This is a genomic window from Arthrobacter sp. B0316-1-20 (genome assembly GCF_059091865.1).
On record NZ_JBNHHC010000009.1, the window covers coordinates 67,072 to 83,901 of the forward strand.

The following is a 16,830-nucleotide window of genomic DNA, read 5'->3' on the forward strand; positions in this document are numbered from 1 at the left end:
AGTGCACAAAACGGCGTGACGCAACTAGCAGCTTCAACAGCGGCCGCGGCCTGAGACCCGGCCAGCGGCGACGAGACGCCCGCTCCGCTTCGCCGCGCGCCTGCCGGTATGAACGGCGCGGCCAAGACAACGAGGCCCTATGCCGCCTCGGAAAAATGTCCTTCCAGGTGAAACGCAGTCTCTCAGCTAGCTAAAGAGTGCGTTCTTCTGTCGGGATTTCGTTGTGGAGCTCCGCCCGCAGTTCGTGCAGGTGATGACTAAGCCCCTGGATGTTGTGAAGACCGGAATAAAGAAGACTGTGAGTTTGGTGGCGCGTTCCCGCAGGCGATGGTGCACGAACCGGCCGCAATACTGGCACGTAGCCATCCGTCCGGGCAGATCGCGAAGGGCGGTCTTGAGACCGAAGAGAAGAAACACTGTGCGTGCCTTTCAGAGGTTGTTTCCAGTCAGTCCCGGATGGGATGCGGGCATCGCAGACATGGATCTCCGTTCTCTTGGCAGAGGACGCCCTTGTCAAGATAGTAAGCATACTTGGCGATTACCTACCAGCGCGGAGCGAAAGGAATTCGAGGGCTCTCACGTCTGCCAAGATGACGCAGCGTAAGTAATGAGTCCCCTAGCCTGTGCGGTTCACGGCGGCTACAACACAAACGCCCCGCACTTTCGGAGAGCGGGGCGTTGGTTTGAGCGTGTGTTAAAGCGGGCGAATGTTCTCGGCCTGCAGTCCCTTTTGTCCCTGAACGACGTCGAACTCAACTTTCTGGTTTTCCTCCAGCGAGCGGTAGCCGCTGGCGGCGATGGCCGAGAAGTGTGCGAACACGTCCGGCCCGCCGTCGTCCTGGCTGATGAAGCCGAACCCCTTTTCGGCATTGAACCATTTGACGGTGCCTGTTGCCATGCTGATCTTCCTTCTGGAACGGCAGCGCCGACTCCCCCAACGGGAACCTGCCCGCGACCGTCCACCTTCAACCTAGGTGAGCACCGGCCGTGCAGCAAGAGCCGGCGCCCGGACCGCAAAAGAAGCAGTGGGAGATTCCCCTACTTTGAGGTGAGCTCCTGCCCCGGCCACACCGCTACCGCCTTGCACACTCCGCTGGCAGGGCGAGCGACGAGGTCACCGACCCGCTCCATGCGCGAACCCGTAAAGCGCCCCGTCAGTACACGCCTCCGTCCACTACCAGTGCTTGTCCGGTCATATAGGTGGAGCCGTCCGAGGCGAGGTACACCACGATGGGCGCGATTTCCTCCGGCGTTCCCTGACGGCCCATGGGTACGATCTGTTTGACGACGCGTTCCTGCTCCTCCGCACCGCCCATGAACTCGATTGCCGGCCGGTTGAACGGAGTGTCGATCCATCCGGGGCAAACGCTGTTAACTCTGATGCGGTAAGGCGCGAGCTCGGGGGCCAGTGCCTTGGTGAAAGCCACTATGGCGCCTTTGGACGCGGAGTAGGCAGTCAAGCCGGCACCTCCCTTTACTGCAGCCAGCGATGCCATGTTGATGATCGACCCGCCTCCCTGTTCGCGAAGGACAGGTACGGCATGCTTGACACCGAAGAAGCAGGAGCGGGGGTTGACCGCCATGAGCAGGTCCCACTGATCCTGCTCGAAACCGGTGATGGCCCCCGAGCGCTGGGCCCCTGCGTTGTTGAACAAGACGTCGAGACCACCCAGCGTCTCTGCGCCTTGCTTCACGAGCGCCTCTACGTCGCTTTCCTTGGTTACGTCGGTGCGGACGAACTCTGCTGCGCCGCCCTGACTGCGGATTTCCTCGACCACACGCCAGCCGTTGTCCTCGTTGATGTCGGCCACAACGACGGCCGCACCTTCTTGAGCAAACGCCCTGGCGGTGACCGCCCCGATACCCGTTGCCGCCCCCGTGATGATCGCCTTTTTCCCCTGGAGCTGCATGCATTCCTCCTACGAGGTGAGAGCCGCGAACGCGGCGGCCGCAATCTCGTCATCCTGGTCGACGGTTCCCCCGGCTACTCCGACGCCACCGACGATCTCCCCCGCGATCTCCAAGGGCCGTCCTCCGGCGAAGGTAACGAGGGGGCGATGGTGCGTGTACTCGAGCCCATAGAGGGGTTGACCTGGCTGGGTCAAGGGTCCGATGTCCTTCGTTGCCATCTTCATCGAACACGCTGTGTAGGCCTTGCCCACCGAAATCTCGGTGCTAGCCAGAAGCGCCCCGTCCTGCCGCGCGAACGCAACCAGTTCACGCCCGGAGTCGACGATGGCCACACTGGAGGGGGACCCGATCTCCGTGGCCTTGTCGAGCGCCGCTTCCAGCGCCTGCCGTGCTTGTTGGTAACTCATTCCCATCGGTTTCTCCTTATCATCGATTGAGATCACTGCCATGGGCCGCGGCCCGGGGACGCAAGGGTGACGACTTACTCCTGGGGCAGCCCCGGACGCACGTGGGTGCGCTCGCGGGAGACCAGAGCCCTATCGCGGTCCTTAAACCGCCCCACCGTCTCGCGTGTGAACAGCGCAATGATGATTGCCGAGATGACCGCCACGGCCACCAAGAAGTAGAGGCCGTAGAAGTATCCGGTTTCACTTTCGAACCCGCCTCCGAGTCCAATCAGCCATCCAAGGACGAGGGGGGAAACGCCTCCAATGTAAAGGAAGAACAGGAGAATCGAGTTCGCCGTCCCCATGGCACCAGGCTCTGCCGAGTCAGAGCCGAACGCGTAAAGGACAGGGAAGATGGCGTTCGTCGCAAGACCTGCGATGAGCTGCACCACGATCAGAACGGTCAAGCTCACCGCCGAAAACCGCAGGAGATAGAGGCCGATCGCCAGCCACACAAAGGCGATGATCAGGCTCAGCTTTCGCCCGATGTAATCGGAAACGACACCCCAGAAGATCTGCCCGATACCGCCGGTGATCGTGAACACGGCGCTGTAGGCGGCGGCTTCCGCGAAACTGAAACCGCCCACGAAGGCGATGTACTGTGGCAGCCAGAAGCTGATCCCCGTGTAGATCATGATCCCGAACATTGATGCCAGCGCGGGAACCAAGATGTTCGGATTCGCAAGGCTGCGGCGCAGCGCACCGGGTTCGGCGTGCCGCTGCTCGGCGCCGGCCCCACCGGCGAGAGGCTTGGTTAGCCCCGCGGCCTGGGTGTCGTCTTCGAACTTTTCGTAGCGCTTCGGAGAGCTATACCACCACCAGCCGATCCAGATAGGAATCATCGCCAGCGGAATGATCAGGAATACATACCGCCAGTTCTCCGGCCCGAAGGTGGCCAGAATCGCCCCGGTGGCGATGGCGCCCAAGCCTGTGCCCCAAGGGTATGCCGCGTGCTGTATCCCGAGCGCCAGACCCCGTTTTTCCACGGGATACCACTCGACCATCGACGTGACCTCGACCGCTTCGCCTGCGCCGCCGAAGGCGTTCTTGATGGACTGGATGACGACGACGTTCCAGATCGTCTTCGTGAGTGCGACTATGCCCGTGAGAATGGAGAACAGGAAGTATCCGGCCGCGACGATCGCGTTGCGGTATTTGCGGGCCCAGCCATGTCCGCCCCGATCGAACCAGGCGCCGGCGGGAATTGCCACCAATGCCACAGCTACCGTCACGATCGTACTGACGACACCGGCTTCCTCCGGCGTCAGATCGAACTCTTCAACCATCGGGGGCAGGACGTAGTAGAAGATTTGGCGCGTATTTGCGTTCATCGCATAGACGAGCCACAGGAAAATGAGCGCTCCAACGGCGGTTGCCGGAACGCGGCCCCGATTCTTGGGACCTTCCTGTGCCGGCCCGGTAGCCGGCACGTCCTTGTGTGCCATTTCGCCTTCTCCTTTCCTCAGGCGGTCACCGTAGTGGTCTTGACGCGTCTGCAATAGCCTGGCCCTGGGTCCCGGGGAGCCGCCGAAGGCACCGGCCGCGCAGGCAAGGGTCGGCTCGGCAGATAGCCCGCAAGGCGGCATCCAGCCGGCTGTTCATGCCGGCACCACAGCCAACGGGCGAACAGGTGATCCTGTCACGCCGACCATCTTGAGCGGCAGGCATATGAACATGAATTCTTGACTGCCGGAGGCAGCGAGCTCCTCGAGCTGCAGATTCTCGATGATGTAAATCCCGTTGCGGACGATGAGCACCACGTGCCCCGGCAGGCTCCCGCGCCGGGGGTCCGGTTGCACGGCGTCCCATGCAACGTTGTCAGCTCCTACAGCCTGCACCCGACGATCCGCAAGCCATTCCGAGGCTTCGGCGGAAAGGCCGGCGCCTTGAAGATATTCATCCGGTTCGTTCCAAAGAGACCCGCTGCCTGTGCGGACGAGGACGACGTCGCCCGCGGTCACCCGAACACGCTGCTCTGAGGCGGCAGCCTCCAGCTCATCCGCTCCAACGACCGTGCCTGCTGGAAGCCGCTCCACGTCGCGATGCCGCGGGATGTCGACCAGCACGCCGCGGGCGATGATGGGAGCTATTGTCTCCACGCCAAGTTCCGTGAAACCGGAAGAAGTCTGCGTCCTGGCGTCGGCCGGCAGGCCTCCGAACATCCGCAGGTCCACCGCCTGGTGGCAGAGCGCATCAATGTGCGTGCCGGCGTGCTCTGCGGTGACGATCAATCCGGAGGCACTGGTCCTGGCTTCACCTAGCCCGGATTCATGCCGCCGGTGGAGTGTGTAAATGAACCCGGGACGGTGCGCCGCAAAGATCGGTGCACCGGCGTACCGGGGCTGTTCAAGGTCGTAGACAGTGGCCTGGTTGAGCGTCGCCAGCAGCGAGGCCACCGAGGAAACAGTCATCTCATCGCCCGCCCTGTGCCAGGTTTCGAGCTACGGAACCGCGTCGAAAGATCGTTCACCGGACAGGACATGGGAACCACCCATCACGTCTTCTCCGATAACTCGTCAGCAAGAAGCCGGCCGCCCTGACCCCAGCTCCCCGGATCGATCTCATCCAAGAGGACCACTACTCTTTCCCTCTTTGAGCCCAGGACATCTACCACGACGTCGGTAATGGACTCGATGAGCCTGCGCTTGTCCTCTGCGGACCGGCCCGCCCGCATGTGGACCTGTACGACCGGCATCTTTCCAACCTTTCAGCGATGAGGAACCTCGGCGCGCGCTTTCGCCCCGGTCTCCGCCCGAAGATGATCGGCCGCCATGTAAGCCAGCGCATAGATCGTCAACGTGGGGTTATAGGCGCCGTAGGTGGGAAACTGTCCTCCGCCGAGAACTAAGAGGTTGGGCACGGAGTGGCATTGGCCGTAGCGATCCACGACCGAGGTGCCCGGATCGTCGCCCATTCGGTGGGTACCTACCTCGTGGGTGGACACGTGGTAAGGCGGCGCGGTCGGCGCCTCCCACCACTCAAGCATTCCCATCTCACGTGCGATTTCACGCTTCTTGCCTTGCATAAACTGCACGTCCTGTTCGTCGCGCGACGTCCAGTCATGGGTGATCCGCAGCGCCGGCTGACCGAACGCGTCCTTAACCTTCGGATCCAGATCGCAAAAGAAGTCTTCACGTGGGAAGGTCGCGGTCTGGTGGTACATGCTGAAAGTACGCCGGTAGTTGTCCCGCATCCAGTCCTTGAACCCCTGCCCGAATTTCGGTGCCGAATCCGGCATATTCCGGGTGGCTTCCACCGGCTGAACATCCCCGCCAAAGCCAATAATCGGGCTGCCCCAGACCGCGCCGTCACCGGATACGAGCTCCGAGGTGTAGTCATCGATCACGCTGGTCGCAACCGCGGGACCGGCAAACGGGTTAGTCCAGTCCGGAAGAGTGCCGGTGAACCAGCCGTAGTTATGTGTCATGAAGTACTTGCCGACGACGCCGTTCCCGTCGATGCCCGAAGCCAACAGCAGCCGGGTGTTCTCCAAGGCGTATGCCGAGAGCACTACGTAGTCGGCGTCGAGTTCTCGTTCCTGTTCCCGCACGAGATCGATGTATCGCACACCGGAGGCCCTCCCGGTCGCATCCCGCTTCACCTCGAAAACACGCGAGTACGGGCGGATCTCGAGGTTGCCCGTTTCGAGAGCCTGCGGAAGGAGGGCGACCGCACTGCTCGACTTGGCGCCAACGTGGCAGGGGTAGTCCCGACAGAATCCGCAGTACACGCAAGCGCTTCTTCCCTGGTACTCCACGGAGTTCACCGCTGCCGGAGCAGGGAAGGGGTGCAGGCCAAGCCGCTTCGCTGCCTCCGAGAATGGTTTGTCACCCGCCGTCATCCGCAGCGGCGGCATGGGATAGTCACGCTTCCGCGGCGGTTCAAACGGGTTCCCACCCTCCTGAATCTCCCCGTCGAGGTTACCTGCCTTACCCGCGACTCCGATCTCGTACTCGGCCCGCTCGTAATACGGTTCGAGTTCGTCGTACCCCATCGGCCAGTCAACAATGGCGGTGTCCGCCACTGCTTCCGCGCCTAAACGCTCGCTCAGCGTAGTCCGCAGGCGCAGCTCCGCATCGCGGAACCGCCAAGCCCACGCGGCCCAGTGGATCGTTCCCCCGCCCACCCCGATGGAGGGAGGCACAAACAAAGGACCGAGAGCGAGTGGTCCGACCGACCACGGCAAAACGCTTGCGGTTCCCTCCCTGTTGGGCCGCCACGTCACGGGGTCGCTGCCCATGTTGGGGGAAATTTCCTGCCGGACGAAGTACCGCAACTCGTCGTGCTTGACCTCGACATCTTCATCCACATAGCGCGGACCCTTGTCGAGGGCAACAACCCTCATGCCGGCCTGAGCCATCTCTTTCGCCATTACCCCGCCGGCTGCACCAAGGCCGACAATCACGATGTCCACATGCTCAGCCATGGTCCGGCTCTCCTTTACGCTGCTCTCGCTCATGCCGCAGGTCCTGAAGGGTTACGACGGGCAGGGCCGCGGCGTCGAATCCGTAGTCCATCTCGTCTTCGCCGTATCCCCAATGGGCGCCCGGAAATCCAACTAATCGCCAACCGACGGCGTTCCTGTTGCCCCCGTAGACGGGGTCTCCAAATGTCCCCTCGACCACGTGCTGCCTCACTACGGCGAAAAAATACGGCAGCAATCCGAGGTCGGGCCTCTCCGCCCCGTCGGATTCCGCACGTTCGGCGCCCACCGCACTGTCCAGCCCACTTCCTGCAAGCTGTTCCAGGACGGAGTTCTGCTCTCCCTCGTCAAGCTCGACGAACGTACGCCCCTGTCGCTGGACGCAACTCTCGTCAAGGGCTGCGAGGCCGGCACGGTACAACCGCTGCAGTTTCCCGTAAGGCCCCGCAAGAGCGCGGTCGATATAGATAACCGCTCCCGCTTCCTGGGCCCCTGGATCTTCCTCTGATCCCGGTATTATCAGTCCTGCCAGCGCATCGAGGGTCTCCGCCTCATGCCTGTTGAGGAAGGTAACCGCGCCCCGAGATCCATCCTTCGCGTCCATAGAACGCCTCCTTCGGCGTCGCCCGCGTCAAATCGCGAGATGCGCCGACGCTCCGGTTGCCTCAGCGCCACCAGGGAAGACCCGGACGAAGGTTTGCGCCGTTGCAAAAATATCCCCGCAACTGCGCACCTATCGGTATGTTCAGAATTTTCCACCCCGTAATTACCCAGTGTCAACGGGAGTGCCTTGCCCAATAAAAGATGCCCGTGGCGGCTTGAAGGACGGCGTAACGGCGCCTCCGTCGGGTGGTGCTGCCGGTTCGGCACGCTGGATGTCGGAGCCCGGCCGATACCTGCCCTCAGTCCTTCTCGGGGTGCCCGGGCGTGGCGTGGCCAGCGTGACTGATGGCTTCCTGAATCAACCGATTCAGGTGGTTGTCGCTTATCGAATAAATGACTTTGCGCCCTTCCTTGCGGGCACTGACCAGGCCGCTGAGGCGCAGCTTCGCCAAGTGCTGACTCACGATGGTGCGGGCAGAACCGGTCGCCTCGACCAGCTCCGCGACACCCGCCGGTCCGGCGGTCAGGACCAACAGCAGGTGCAATCGCGTGGGTTCTCCAAGCAGCCGCAGCGTCTCAGCGGCACCCTCCAGCTGGTGCCGGTTTAGTGCGATCGGGTGCCCGTGACTCGATGCCCGGACGGAGTCGATCATGGTGCTTGTTTCCTCAACACGTACCGGAGGGGCCAGGCCCGCGGGTTGTCGGCGCGAGCGGTCGCCGTAGCCCTGTCCTGCCGTTACCTCGGCTGCCCGCCGGTCCCGCAGCGTGCCGCAGGTTCTCTAGGAGGAATCGCCGGCTCCTTCGTCCTTGACGGGGTTGCGGGATTCGTCGTCCCGGTCGGCGTCCTCGGCGACGGCGTTGGCAATGAGGTCCATGCGGTCGGCCGGGGTAAGCCGGTCATCCTGCTGATACTCTTCGATGTTTTCGCTGACGGCGTCTTCGCCGCCGGGCTGAACGTTTTCCGTCATTACTGCTCCTGATCCGGAGATACTTTGTTTAGCTGATTTACCAGGTGTTCGTCAGGGGCCCCGGAGCACGCCCGCAACGAAGGCGTCGATGTCCAGCGCTCTTTTCAAACGCCCTCATCCAACCCGTAGCACGGCTCCTTATCACTGTCGCCGATCCGGCACACGTCCACAACCCCTCGGGCGCGGCCAACCCGACCCTCACGGGACCTTGGTCTCGCTGAACATCCTGCCGCTGCGCCACGTGGGGCGTAGCCTTGATCCATGCACCTTCTCTGGCTTTCGGAGGTAAGAGAATGGCCACCCCTGCCAAGGCTTTGAAGCCCACCGCCATCGGCCGGGTCGTCTCAGTGACCACGGCCAACGGGGACGAGCATGTCGGCGTCCTGACCGCATTCCACCGAAGGCAGCACAGCGAGGATTTCCTGGTCTATCTGCAGGGAGTTCCGCAACCGGTCCCGGTACCCGCCGAAGGGTCGGCCGTGGTTCACCAGCGCGTGCTCTAGCAGCGTGCTTCCATGCCGCGGATGGCGCTTGGGCGGGTGCCATCTTTAGTGCCAGGCAGCGGTCCTGTCAATGCTTTCAGGCGCAATCCGGCCTTTCACATCCATCACAAAAATGCCGCCCATGTCACATTTCGACAGCTATCGAAAAGCGCCGGAAAAAGAGGTTGAGTCGTGGAATTTTAGCCGTACGCTAAGACCACCTCACAGGTCGCGGCGGCTGACGAGAGCCGCCTCCTTGAGGTAATTCGTCTGCAGGTTTTCCCTGTGGTGGCGTCGGGGGACGTCCAGGGCCTGCTGAGGGGGACGGGGGCTACGGGTGAACCACGAGGATCGTGATCCGGCGGGCAGCGCAACCAGCGGCGCCCCGATAACGGCTGCCGGTCACACACCGGCTCCGGCGGGCCCAAGCGCCGCCCACCTGCGGAGAAAAACGCGGCGGTGGTGGCCCCGGCGGCGGGAAACCGTGGGGCTGGATGAGTTGCTGCGGCCTGCGGCCCGGCCGGAGCACCGGCAGGGCACCCTGATCCGCGTGGCCGGATGGGCCGGTGCGGTCGCCGTCGTCGCGCTCAGCGCGGGATCCCTGGTAGCGCCGGGGGCCATCGCCTTCTCTGCTGCCACGGATTCCGTGCTGGACCTGTGGGAAGGCCTGCCCGCCGAGCTTCCACTGGACACCGCCTTGCCGCAACATACGGTCCTGCTCGACAAGGACGGCAAGGAATTCGCCCGCTTCTACAGCGAAAACCGGATTGACGTGGACCTGGATCAGGTCTCGCCCGCGTTTTTGGACACGCTGCTGTCCACCGAGGACTCCCGGTTTTACGAACATCACGGCGTGGACCCCATGGGCGTCACCCGCGCGATGGTGAGCAACTCGGTGGGCGGCGAGCGCCAGGGCGGCTCCACCATCACCCAGCAGTTGGTACAGAACATCCTCGTCAACAATGCCCGGGATGAAACCGAGAAGTCGGTGGCGGTGGGCGAAACCTACAACGCCAAGATCCGCGAGGCCAAGTACGCCGTCCAGCTGGAAAAGCGCCTGGATAAGGACCAGATCCTGAACATGTATGTCAACGCCGTCTATTTCGGCAACCGCGCGTACGGCATCCAGGCGGCGGCGCGCATCTATTTCAATACGACGGCGGCCAAGCTCACCCTGCCCCAGTCGGCCCTGCTCGTCGGACTGCTCAAGGGACCGGTCTACTACGATCCGATGAAATACCCGGATCGAGCGCTCAGCCGCCGCAACACCGTGCTCAATGTGCTCGAGCGTCATGGCGCGATCACGGCGAACGAAGCTGCGGCGGCCCGCGGCAGCGGGCTCGGCCTCGACCCGGGATCTGTGCCCTCGGGCTGCGGCGGCTCCGAGTACCCGTTCTACTGCGATCTGGTCAGGGATGAAATTCTTACCGATCCTGCCTTCGGCAAGACCCAGGAAGAACGCGGGGACCGGCTCTCGCGCGGCGGCATGACGCTGACCACGGCCCTGGACCGCAAGGCCATCGACGCGGCCGAAAAGGCCGTGCACAAAGCGATGGGCAACAAGAACCGCGCGGCGCTGGGCACCGCCGTCGTCGAACCCGGCACCGGGCATGTCACGGCGGTGGCACAGAACCGGTCCTGGGGCGAAGGCAAGGGCAAGACCGAGGTGGTCTTCGCCGACAGTGCCTTCCAGGTGGGGTCGGCGATGAAGCCGATCGTGCTCGCCACGGCGCTGTCCCAGGGGATTTCACCGCGCCAAAAGCTGCTGGCCAACGGCCCCTATTACTCCTCGCTGGATAATCCGCCCGGTGGTTTCCACAACTACGGCTACGAGAATTACGGCTCTATCGACGCCTACCAGGCCGTGCGCGCTTCGGTGAATATCTACTTCGTGCGGTTGATCGAGCGCACGGGCGTGAAGGAAGTCGCCGAGTTCGCGGAAACCCTGGGCATCACCTCGATCCCCGTCGATAAGCTGCACGGCCGGGAGGCATCGCTGGCGCTCGGCTCCTACGAGATTTCCCCGCTTGAGATGGCCAACGCCTACTCCACCTTCGTCAGCGGCGGGGTGCTGTGCCGGCCGGTCACCATCACCGCAGCCATCCGCAGCGATACCGGGGAGAAGCTCCCGGTTCCCGCCTCAAACTGCCACCAGGCCATCGACCCTTCGGTGGCGGCCACGGTAGCCGACGTGCTGACCGAACCGTTCCACCCGGCGGGCACGCTGGGCGCCCTGGGCATGCCGAAGGGCCGCCAGGCCGGAGCCAAGACGGGTACCACGAATGACTTCGCCACGAATTGGATTGTGGGCGTCACCCCGCAGTATGCGACGGCGGTGTGGCTCGGCGACCCCCGCGGCGGGACCCAGCACCCGTTGAAGACGGTGCATGCCTACGGCAAAACCTTCTACGACCTCACCGGCTCCGAACTGGCCGGCCCCGTATGGAAGGACACCATGGAAGGCCTGCACAAGGGCCTGCCCGCCGAGCCGATGCCCGAGGCCGACCCGCTGACCACCAGCGTCGAAACGTCCCGCTCCATGCCCGACCTCCGCGGGCTGGGCGTGAACGAGGCCATCACGGTGCTGCTGCGCAACAACCTGGTGCCGGTGGTCGGGCAGGAAACGGCCAAACCGGACCCGCGGGTGGATCAAAACGTGGTGACCGCGCAGTCGGCACCGCCGGGCAGCAGGCTGACCTTCCGCCAGGAAGTGACCATCACGCTCAGCGCCGGCAGCAACACTGCCATCACAATCCCCGACGGGTTGTAAGGAGTCCCGGTGTCCATCTTCGAGAAACATCCGGCCCTTGCCCTGGCCACCGGTGCGCTGTGCCTGGCGTCTCTCACCGCGTCGGGGCTGGTGGCCCTGCAGGCATCGGGGCTGCCAATGTTCTTCGCGCAGGAACAGGCCGCGGCGGTGGCCGAGCCTGCCACACCGGTGGCAATCAGCGCGGTGCTCACGGACAGCCCGGCCTCCATTTCCTTGACCGGGCTGCTGGCCGAACCGCCCGGAAAGTGGAAGCCGGAGGGTCCGGTGGAGCGCGGAGCGACGCTGCCGGTGCCCTACGCGTGCGATATCGGCGCGGCGCCCTCGGTGGCTTTGTCCCGTTCCTTCAGGGTGCGCGGCGAGAGGGTGCAGGTGCTCGCCGCCGCCTACACCGCCGGCCTCGGCGCCGAAGCCATGGACGAGCTGGCGGACAACGCGGCCAACTGCGCCGGGGCGGCGATTGCTGTCCGGAGCGAGGAACTGGACGGCCCCGGCGTCCAGGCCCACCGGATCTACGCGGCCAAGAACGGCCACGGCACCATGCAGGTGCTCACCTTCCGGCGCGGGGACGTGCTGGCCTTCGTGACGGGAAAGGCAGCCGCACCGCTGCAGAAACTGGCCAGGCAACTGGACAAGAAGCTCGCGGCCGCGCTCGCCGACGTCTGCGCAGACCAGGAATCCAAAGCCGGCGACGCTGCCCGCTCCCCTTGGTCGACCGCAGGCTACAAGCCGTTCACGATCACCCGAACGGTATCCATCCCCGCCGTTCCGCTGCCGAAGGCCCCGGCTGACGCCGACTACGAAACCGTGTCCTTCCCGGCACCGGACCTGAAGGTCAAGCCGGCCAATCCGGCGGCCCTACCGGCCTACCCGGTCTGGCCGCCGATGCCGGACGCCCGGGAGTTCCCCCGGCCGCCCAAGAGCCCCGCGAACGAGCCCGCGAGGTCGGCGAAGGTCCATCTGCTGACGGAGGACGCCGCCGGGCCGGGCTGCGGCTGGGAGTTCACCGGCATGTCACCGGTGCCTTTCGACGCCAGGGACGCAGCCGCCGCCAACCGGGAACGTGTCCAGGCCGCAGAGTCGAGACTCGCCGCCGGCGCCAGGAAATGGCAACAGGCCGTGCTGAACTACTGGGCCGCCTACGACCACTACCGGACGGACGTGCAGGAGTACAAGGACTACGCCGCCGCGGTGGCCAAGGTGAACAAGGAGTGGGACAAGATCGCGGCACAGTGGAATGACTACTGGGCCGAATACGCCGTCTACCAGCAGGCCCTGGCGGAGCGATCGGCATTCTTCACCCAGCGGGATAATGCACGGGCCGGCTACCGGAACGCCCTGGCGCAGTGCGAAGCGGACAACCGGAACGCGGAGCAGGAGTACAAAAACGCGCGGCAGGAGTACAAGAAGGCGCTGGAAGATTACCGGAAGGCGGTGGAAGCAGCCGAAGAAAACCAGGGCGACGAAGACGAGGAGGAAGAGCAGCCGGAGCCGCCCAGTCCGCCCCGGGAGCCTTCCCCGCCCGAGCCCGCGGATTGTGATGCGATAGGCCCGCCGGCCATCCTGGATTGGGCGCCGCCGGCCGAGCCCGCCGCCCCGGCGCCCCCGCCCGATCCCCGCCCTGTCGGAGAACGTTGACCCCTGCACCGCCCGTTTGCCGGCGTGGGGTTCGTTGTGCCGGGAGGCAAGGCTGCCGCGCGCTTTGGCTAGAGTGGGGGCATGGTTGATTCCACCACCACCGCGGCCACCGCCGGCATTGCCGCCACCGAGCACCTCGGCGCCGATGGAGGTACAGTTCCGGATGCTTACTACGTGCGCCTGGACGGCGGACGCTTCCAATCCACGCTGCATTCCCAAGGAGCCTGGAACGACCACGAACAGCACATGGCACCGGCTTCCGGCCTGATCGTGCACGAGTTGCTGCGGAATCATCCCCGCCCCGAGATGGTGATGAGCCGGATCAATTTCGAGATCCTGGGCATCATCCACGGCGGTGAGTTCGAGATCCAGACCCGGGTCCTGCGGCCGGGCAAGACGATTGAGCTTTTGGAGGCCACTTTCACCGCGCAAGGCCGCACGGCCATCCGCGCCCAGGTCTGGCGCCTGCTCACCGGTGATACCGCCGCCGTCGCCGGCACCTTCAGCCGGCCCATTCCCGGACCCGGCGGCTGTCCCCCGGCGCCCATGACCAGCGTCTGGGACGGCGGCTTCATCCGGTCCACGGAGTTCCGCACCGCGGCAGACCTCGGTCCCGGCAACCGGACCGTCTGGGCGCGCACCCTCCACCCGTTGGTTCAGGGCGAGGACAGCCACCCGCTGGCCCGCTTCGTCAGCATCGTGGACACCGCCAACGGCATCGCGGTGCGGCAGGATCCGCGCGAGTACATGTTCCCCAACCTTGACCTGACCATCCACCTGTTCCGCCAGCCGCAGGGCGAGTGGACGGGTTTGGACACCCGCGTGAGCTTCGGCGACGACGGCGTCGGCCTGACGGACACCGAACTGTTCGACGAACAGGGTCCGGTGGGCCGCGCCGCCCAGATCCTGACCGTCCGCAAATTCCCCGGATCAGCCGGATGACCCTGCGCATCCTGACCATCGGCCGCAAACACGAGTCGTGGGTGGCGGAAGGAATCGACCGCTACGAGAAGCGGATGAAGAAGCCCTTCGACGTCAGCTGGCAGCCGATCCCCCATTCCTCCCGCGAGCATGACGCCGCGCGCAAGGAAGAATCCGAAACCCTGCTGGCCAAGCTGAGCGGCAAGTACGCCAACGACTTCGTGGTGCTGCTGGACGAACGCGGCAAGAACATCGATTCGCCCACCCTCGCGCGCACCCTCCAGCAGCCGCTGGACAGCTCCCGCAACGTCACCTTGATCATCGGCGGGGCGTACGGGGTGGACGACTCGATCCACCAGCGGGCCGACTTCGTCTGGTCCCTTTCCAAATTGGTCTTCCCGCACCAGCTGGTCCGGCTGATCCTCATGGAGCAGCTCTACCGCGCCCAGGAGATCGCCGGCGGGCGTCCCTACCACCATGAATGATCTTGGGTAGCGCGCTGCGATTCGGGCGGTCCGCGGCAGTCGCCGCCGCTGTCTTCAGCGTAGCCGCCGGCGCGCACACTGCGGCCGGAGGAACCCTGCCACCCGCCGCCGTCGTCCTGGCGCTGGGCGCGCTGACATGGTTGCCGGTGATGATCCTGGCCGGGCGGAAACTCCAACTGGTGACGATCCTGGCGGTACTGGCCGTCGGACAGCTCGCACTGCACCAAGCCTTTGAACTTCTCGCAGCCGTCCGCTGCGCGCCGGACCCATACTCTGACGGACACGCCGTACACGTGGGCCATGCGGGCCACGCCGGATCCACTGCCGTGGCACTCGACTGTGCGGCCACATCCCACGCCGGGAGTTCGCCTGCCATGCTCGCCGCCCATGTGCTGGCCACAGCACTGACCGCGCTCATGTTGGCGCGCGGCGAGGCTGCGCTGTGGAGCCTGGCCGCTTGGCTGCGTCCGCTGGTCCGCCAGTCGACCGTGACGGCGCTGCCGCCCGCCGGCGTCGCCCTTGCCGCCAAGCAAGATCCGTTGCCTCTCCTAACCCAGTACCTGGTCACACTCGTGCCGCTGCGGGGACCGCCGGTGCCGGCGAGCTTCCAAAACCGGACCTAACCCAAGTCCTAAACATCATCGATTCCCCGGCCCTGCGCCGCGACGGGCCGCTATGGCCTTGCTACGCGGACCGCGGCCCAGCGCCTCCCGAAAGGCATTCTGTGACTACCATTCACCGCACTACCCTTCGCTCTTTACTGGCCGTCGGAGCCACGGCTGGCCTGTTGGCTGTTGGCGCCGGAGCAGCCTCCGCCCACGTGGGCGTCACCCCCGAGGACAACGCCGCCGGCAGCAGCTCCGTGCTGACGTTCTCCTTCTCCCATGGATGTGAGGGTTCACCGACCACGAAGATTGCTATCTCGCTGCCCGAGCAGCTGGCCGACGCCACGCCCACCGTGCACCCCAACTGGGACGTTGAGAAGGTGACCGAAACCCTCGATGCCCCCATAACCTTGGACAGCGGGGCCACCATCACCGAGCGGGTCAGCCAGATTGTTTACACGGCCAAGGAACCGGTGGCCGACGGGCTGCGCGACGCGCTGCAGCTCCAAATGCTGCTGCCCGATGCCCCCGGCGAGAGCCTGGCCTTCCCCACGCTGCAGACCTGCGAGAAGGGCGAGATCAACTGGGCAGAGCTGCCCGCGGAGGGCCAAGATCCCCATGACCTGGACTCCCCGGCTCCGTCGTTCGTGATCGGCGAAGCATCCGCCAACAGCCACGGAGGGCACGACGACGGCGGCGCGGCTCCGGATGCCGGGGCGGCCGGGGCAGCGGGCAACGGCGCGGCGACGGTGGCAGGCTGGACCGGGCTCGGGGCCGGCGTGCTGGGCCTGGCCGCCGGCGTGACCGCGCTGGTCCGCACACGCAAGAGGCCCTGACCCACAAGCTGCTCCCGGCGGGCGGCCCGCCTGAAGGCGGCCGTCCGCCGGCTGGAGTCCCAAGCCGGAGGGCGGCTGGCGAGGGTGTTTAATATGACCATGATGAATCGTTTCCGGGCGCGCCCGGCCGCCGCGGCCCTGTTCGTTGGATCCGCACTGCTGCTGGCCGGATGCGGGCAACCGGCTCAGGAACCCGGCACCGCAGCTGCGTCGTCCGCCCCCGCGGCCAGCGCGCCGTCGTCGTCCCCCGCACCCGCCCCGGAGACCGGAAACGCGGGAAGCGCCACCGCGTCCCCAGAGTCCGGCGGCGGCGCCGCGGACGGTTCCTGCCGCGCCGGCCAGTTGGAAGCGGCCATTCAAACCAAGCCCGGCGCCGGGGCCGCCGGCAGCGTCTACCGCACGCTGGTACTGACGAACACCGGCACCGGGTCCTGCACGCTCCAGGGGTACCCCGGCGTCTCCTACGTCGACGCCGACGGCGCACAGGTGGGCGCGCCGGCCGAACGGGACCCGGCCGCAGCGGCGGCTGCCGTCACGCTGGAGCCGGGCGGAACCGCCGAGGCGCAGCTGCAGCAGACCAACGCGCAGAACTACGGCGAGGAATGCGGACTCACGGATGTGGCGGGGGTCAGGGTCTACCCGCCGAACCAAAAGGAATCGCTCGTCGCGAAGCAGGAGACGGTCGGCTGCTCGGACTCCTCCGTGGTGCTGATGACCGTGGGCACCTTCCAGGCCCCGTAGCCGC

Annotated in this window: 19 protein-coding genes; 8 read left to right on the plus strand and 11 right to left on the minus strand. The window is 65.3% G+C overall.

Going from position 1 to position 16,830, the window contains the following annotated elements; genetic code table 11:
• Window positions 1-186: 186 nt before the first annotated feature.
• From AC5RW2_RS16325 to AC5RW2_RS16375, 11 genes are all read right to left on the minus strand, one after another.
• Window positions 187-366 (minus strand): zinc-ribbon domain-containing protein, encoded by a 180-nt coding sequence (locus AC5RW2_RS16325; RefSeq protein ID WP_494074324.1) that lies wholly within the window; start codon window positions 364-366, stop codon window positions 187-189.
• Between the two features lie 328 nt (window positions 367-694).
• Window positions 695-898, minus strand: a complete 204-nt coding sequence (locus AC5RW2_RS16330; RefSeq protein ID WP_494002279.1) for a cold-shock protein — start codon at window positions 896-898, stop codon at window positions 695-697.
• A 256-nt stretch (window positions 899-1,154) separates the two neighbouring features.
• Window positions 1,155-1,910: an SDR family NAD(P)-dependent oxidoreductase gene (locus AC5RW2_RS16335; RefSeq protein WP_494074224.1), complete on the minus strand. Its 756-nt coding sequence runs from the start codon at window positions 1,908-1,910 to the stop codon at window positions 1,155-1,157.
• A 9-nt stretch (window positions 1,911-1,919) separates the two neighbouring features.
• Window positions 1,920-2,318 carry a GlcG/HbpS family heme-binding protein gene (locus tag AC5RW2_RS16340; protein ID WP_494074225.1) on the minus strand — a complete coding sequence of 133 codons (399 nt, stop codon included), beginning with the start codon at window positions 2,316-2,318 and terminating at the stop codon, window positions 1,920-1,922.
• Window positions 2,319-2,392: 74 nt separating this feature from the next.
• Window positions 2,393-3,802, minus strand: coding sequence for an MFS transporter (locus AC5RW2_RS16345; protein ID WP_494013060.1), 1,410 nt, complete (start codon window positions 3,800-3,802; stop codon window positions 2,393-2,395).
• 153 nt (window positions 3,803-3,955) lie between these two features.
• The gene (locus AC5RW2_RS16350; RefSeq protein ID WP_494024350.1) at window positions 3,956-4,768 is read right to left on the minus strand and encodes a cyclase family protein; all 813 of its coding nucleotides are present in this window, start codon (window positions 4,766-4,768) and stop codon (window positions 3,956-3,958) included.
• 83 nt (window positions 4,769-4,851) lie between these two features.
• Complete coding sequence (locus AC5RW2_RS16355) at window positions 4,852-5,052, minus strand: tautomerase family protein (protein WP_494013062.1); 201 nt, start codon at window positions 5,050-5,052, stop codon at window positions 4,852-4,854.
• Between the two features lie 12 nt (window positions 5,053-5,064).
• Window positions 5,065-6,783, minus strand: a complete 1,719-nt coding sequence (locus AC5RW2_RS16360) for a GMC family oxidoreductase (protein WP_494048859.1) — start codon at window positions 6,781-6,783, stop codon at window positions 5,065-5,067.
• Entirely contained in the window at window positions 6,776-7,384 is a 609-nt protein-coding gene (locus AC5RW2_RS16365) for a gluconate 2-dehydrogenase subunit 3 family protein (protein WP_494013065.1), read from the minus strand. Before AC5RW2_RS16365 ends, AC5RW2_RS16360 begins: the two co-directional genes overlap by 8 nt.
• 298 nt (window positions 7,385-7,682) lie before the next feature.
• Window positions 7,683-8,036, minus strand: coding sequence for an ArsR/SmtB family transcription factor (locus AC5RW2_RS16370; protein ID WP_494074226.1), 354 nt, complete (start codon window positions 8,034-8,036; stop codon window positions 7,683-7,685).
• A gap of 126 nt (window positions 8,037-8,162) precedes the next feature.
• Window positions 8,163-8,351 (minus strand): hypothetical protein, encoded by a 189-nt coding sequence (locus AC5RW2_RS16375; protein ID WP_494013067.1) that lies wholly within the window; start codon window positions 8,349-8,351, stop codon window positions 8,163-8,165.
• A 293-nt stretch (window positions 8,352-8,644) separates the two neighbouring features.
• Between AC5RW2_RS16375 and AC5RW2_RS16380 the strand changes: the two genes are divergently transcribed.
• From AC5RW2_RS16380 to AC5RW2_RS16415, 8 genes are all read left to right on the plus strand, one after another.
• A complete protein-coding gene (locus tag AC5RW2_RS16380; RefSeq protein ID WP_494013068.1) occupies window positions 8,645-8,854 on the plus strand; it encodes a hypothetical protein in 210 nt (69 codons plus the stop codon).
• A gap of 463 nt (window positions 8,855-9,317) precedes the next feature.
• Window positions 9,318-11,603 (plus strand): transglycosylase domain-containing protein, encoded by a 2,286-nt coding sequence (locus AC5RW2_RS16385; RefSeq protein ID WP_494074227.1) that lies wholly within the window; start codon window positions 9,318-9,320, stop codon window positions 11,601-11,603.
• 9 nt (window positions 11,604-11,612) lie between these two features.
• Complete coding sequence (locus tag AC5RW2_RS16390; RefSeq protein ID WP_494074228.1) at window positions 11,613-13,238, plus strand: hypothetical protein; 1,626 nt, start codon at window positions 11,613-11,615, stop codon at window positions 13,236-13,238.
• Window positions 13,239-13,319: 81 nt separating this feature from the next.
• A complete protein-coding gene (locus AC5RW2_RS16395) occupies window positions 13,320-14,180 on the plus strand; it encodes a thioesterase family protein (RefSeq protein ID WP_494074229.1) in 861 nt (286 codons plus the stop codon).
• Window positions 14,177-14,644 carry a 23S rRNA (pseudouridine(1915)-N(3))-methyltransferase RlmH gene (gene rlmH / locus AC5RW2_RS16400; protein WP_494002273.1) on the plus strand — a complete coding sequence of 156 codons (468 nt, stop codon included), beginning with the start codon at window positions 14,177-14,179 and terminating at the stop codon, window positions 14,642-14,644. Before AC5RW2_RS16395 ends, rlmH begins: the two co-directional genes overlap by 4 nt.
• Window positions 14,641-15,267: a hypothetical protein gene (locus AC5RW2_RS16405; protein WP_494024650.1), complete on the plus strand. Its 627-nt coding sequence runs from the start codon at window positions 14,641-14,643 to the stop codon at window positions 15,265-15,267. The genes rlmH and AC5RW2_RS16405 overlap by 4 nt, the downstream gene beginning before the upstream one ends.
• A 101-nt stretch (window positions 15,268-15,368) precedes the next feature.
• Window positions 15,369-16,085 carry a YcnI family copper-binding membrane protein gene (locus AC5RW2_RS16410; RefSeq protein WP_494074230.1) on the plus strand — a complete coding sequence of 239 codons (717 nt, stop codon included), beginning with the start codon at window positions 15,369-15,371 and terminating at the stop codon, window positions 16,083-16,085.
• Window positions 16,086-16,184: 99 nt separating this feature from the next.
• Window positions 16,185-16,826, plus strand: a complete 642-nt coding sequence (locus AC5RW2_RS16415; RefSeq protein WP_494048866.1) for a DUF4232 domain-containing protein — start codon at window positions 16,185-16,187, stop codon at window positions 16,824-16,826.
• Window positions 16,827-16,830: the final 4 nt, after the last annotated feature.

Bases quoted from the DNA above. Each gene is read 5' to 3' on its own strand.
- AC5RW2_RS16325 (WP_494074324.1), bottom strand. From the start codon at position 366: ATGGCTACGTGCCAGTATTGCGGCCGGTTCGTGCACCATCGCCTGCGG.
- AC5RW2_RS16330 (WP_494002279.1), bottom strand. From the start codon at position 898: ATGGCAACAGGCACCGTCAAATGGTTCAATGCCGAAAAGGGGTTCGGC.
- AC5RW2_RS16335 (WP_494074224.1), bottom strand. From the start codon at position 1,910: ATGCAGCTCCAGGGGAAAAAGGCGATCATCACGGGGGCGGCAACGGGT.
- AC5RW2_RS16340 (WP_494074225.1), bottom strand. From the start codon at position 2,318: ATGAGTTACCAACAAGCACGGCAGGCGCTGGAAGCGGCGCTCGACAAG.
- AC5RW2_RS16345 (WP_494013060.1), bottom strand. From the start codon at position 3,802: ATGGCACACAAGGACGTGCCGGCTACCGGGCCGGCACAGGAAGGTCCC.
- AC5RW2_RS16350 (WP_494024350.1), bottom strand. From the start codon at position 4,768: ATGACTGTTTCCTCGGTGGCCTCGCTGCTGGCGACGCTCAACCAGGCC.
- AC5RW2_RS16355 (WP_494013062.1), bottom strand. From the start codon at position 5,052: ATGCCGGTCGTACAGGTCCACATGCGGGCGGGCCGGTCCGCAGAGGAC.
- AC5RW2_RS16360 (WP_494048859.1), bottom strand. From the start codon at position 6,783: ATGGCTGAGCATGTGGACATCGTGATTGTCGGCCTTGGTGCAGCCGGC.
- AC5RW2_RS16365 (WP_494013065.1), bottom strand. From the start codon at position 7,384: ATGGACGCGAAGGATGGATCTCGGGGCGCGGTTACCTTCCTCAACAGG.
- AC5RW2_RS16370 (WP_494074226.1), bottom strand. From the start codon at position 8,036: ATGATCGACTCCGTCCGGGCATCGAGTCACGGGCACCCGATCGCACTA.
- AC5RW2_RS16375 (WP_494013067.1), bottom strand. From the start codon at position 8,351: ATGACGGAAAACGTTCAGCCCGGCGGCGAAGACGCCGTCAGCGAAAAC.
- AC5RW2_RS16380 (WP_494013068.1), top strand. From the start codon at position 8,645: ATGGCCACCCCTGCCAAGGCTTTGAAGCCCACCGCCATCGGCCGGGTC.
- AC5RW2_RS16395 (WP_494074229.1), top strand. From the start codon at position 13,320: ATGGTTGATTCCACCACCACCGCGGCCACCGCCGGCATTGCCGCCACC.
- rlmH (WP_494002273.1), top strand. From the start codon at position 14,177: ATGACCCTGCGCATCCTGACCATCGGCCGCAAACACGAGTCGTGGGTG.
- AC5RW2_RS16405 (WP_494024650.1), top strand. From the start codon at position 14,641: ATGATCTTGGGTAGCGCGCTGCGATTCGGGCGGTCCGCGGCAGTCGCC.
- AC5RW2_RS16415 (WP_494048866.1), top strand. From the start codon at position 16,185: ATGATGAATCGTTTCCGGGCGCGCCCGGCCGCCGCGGCCCTGTTCGTT.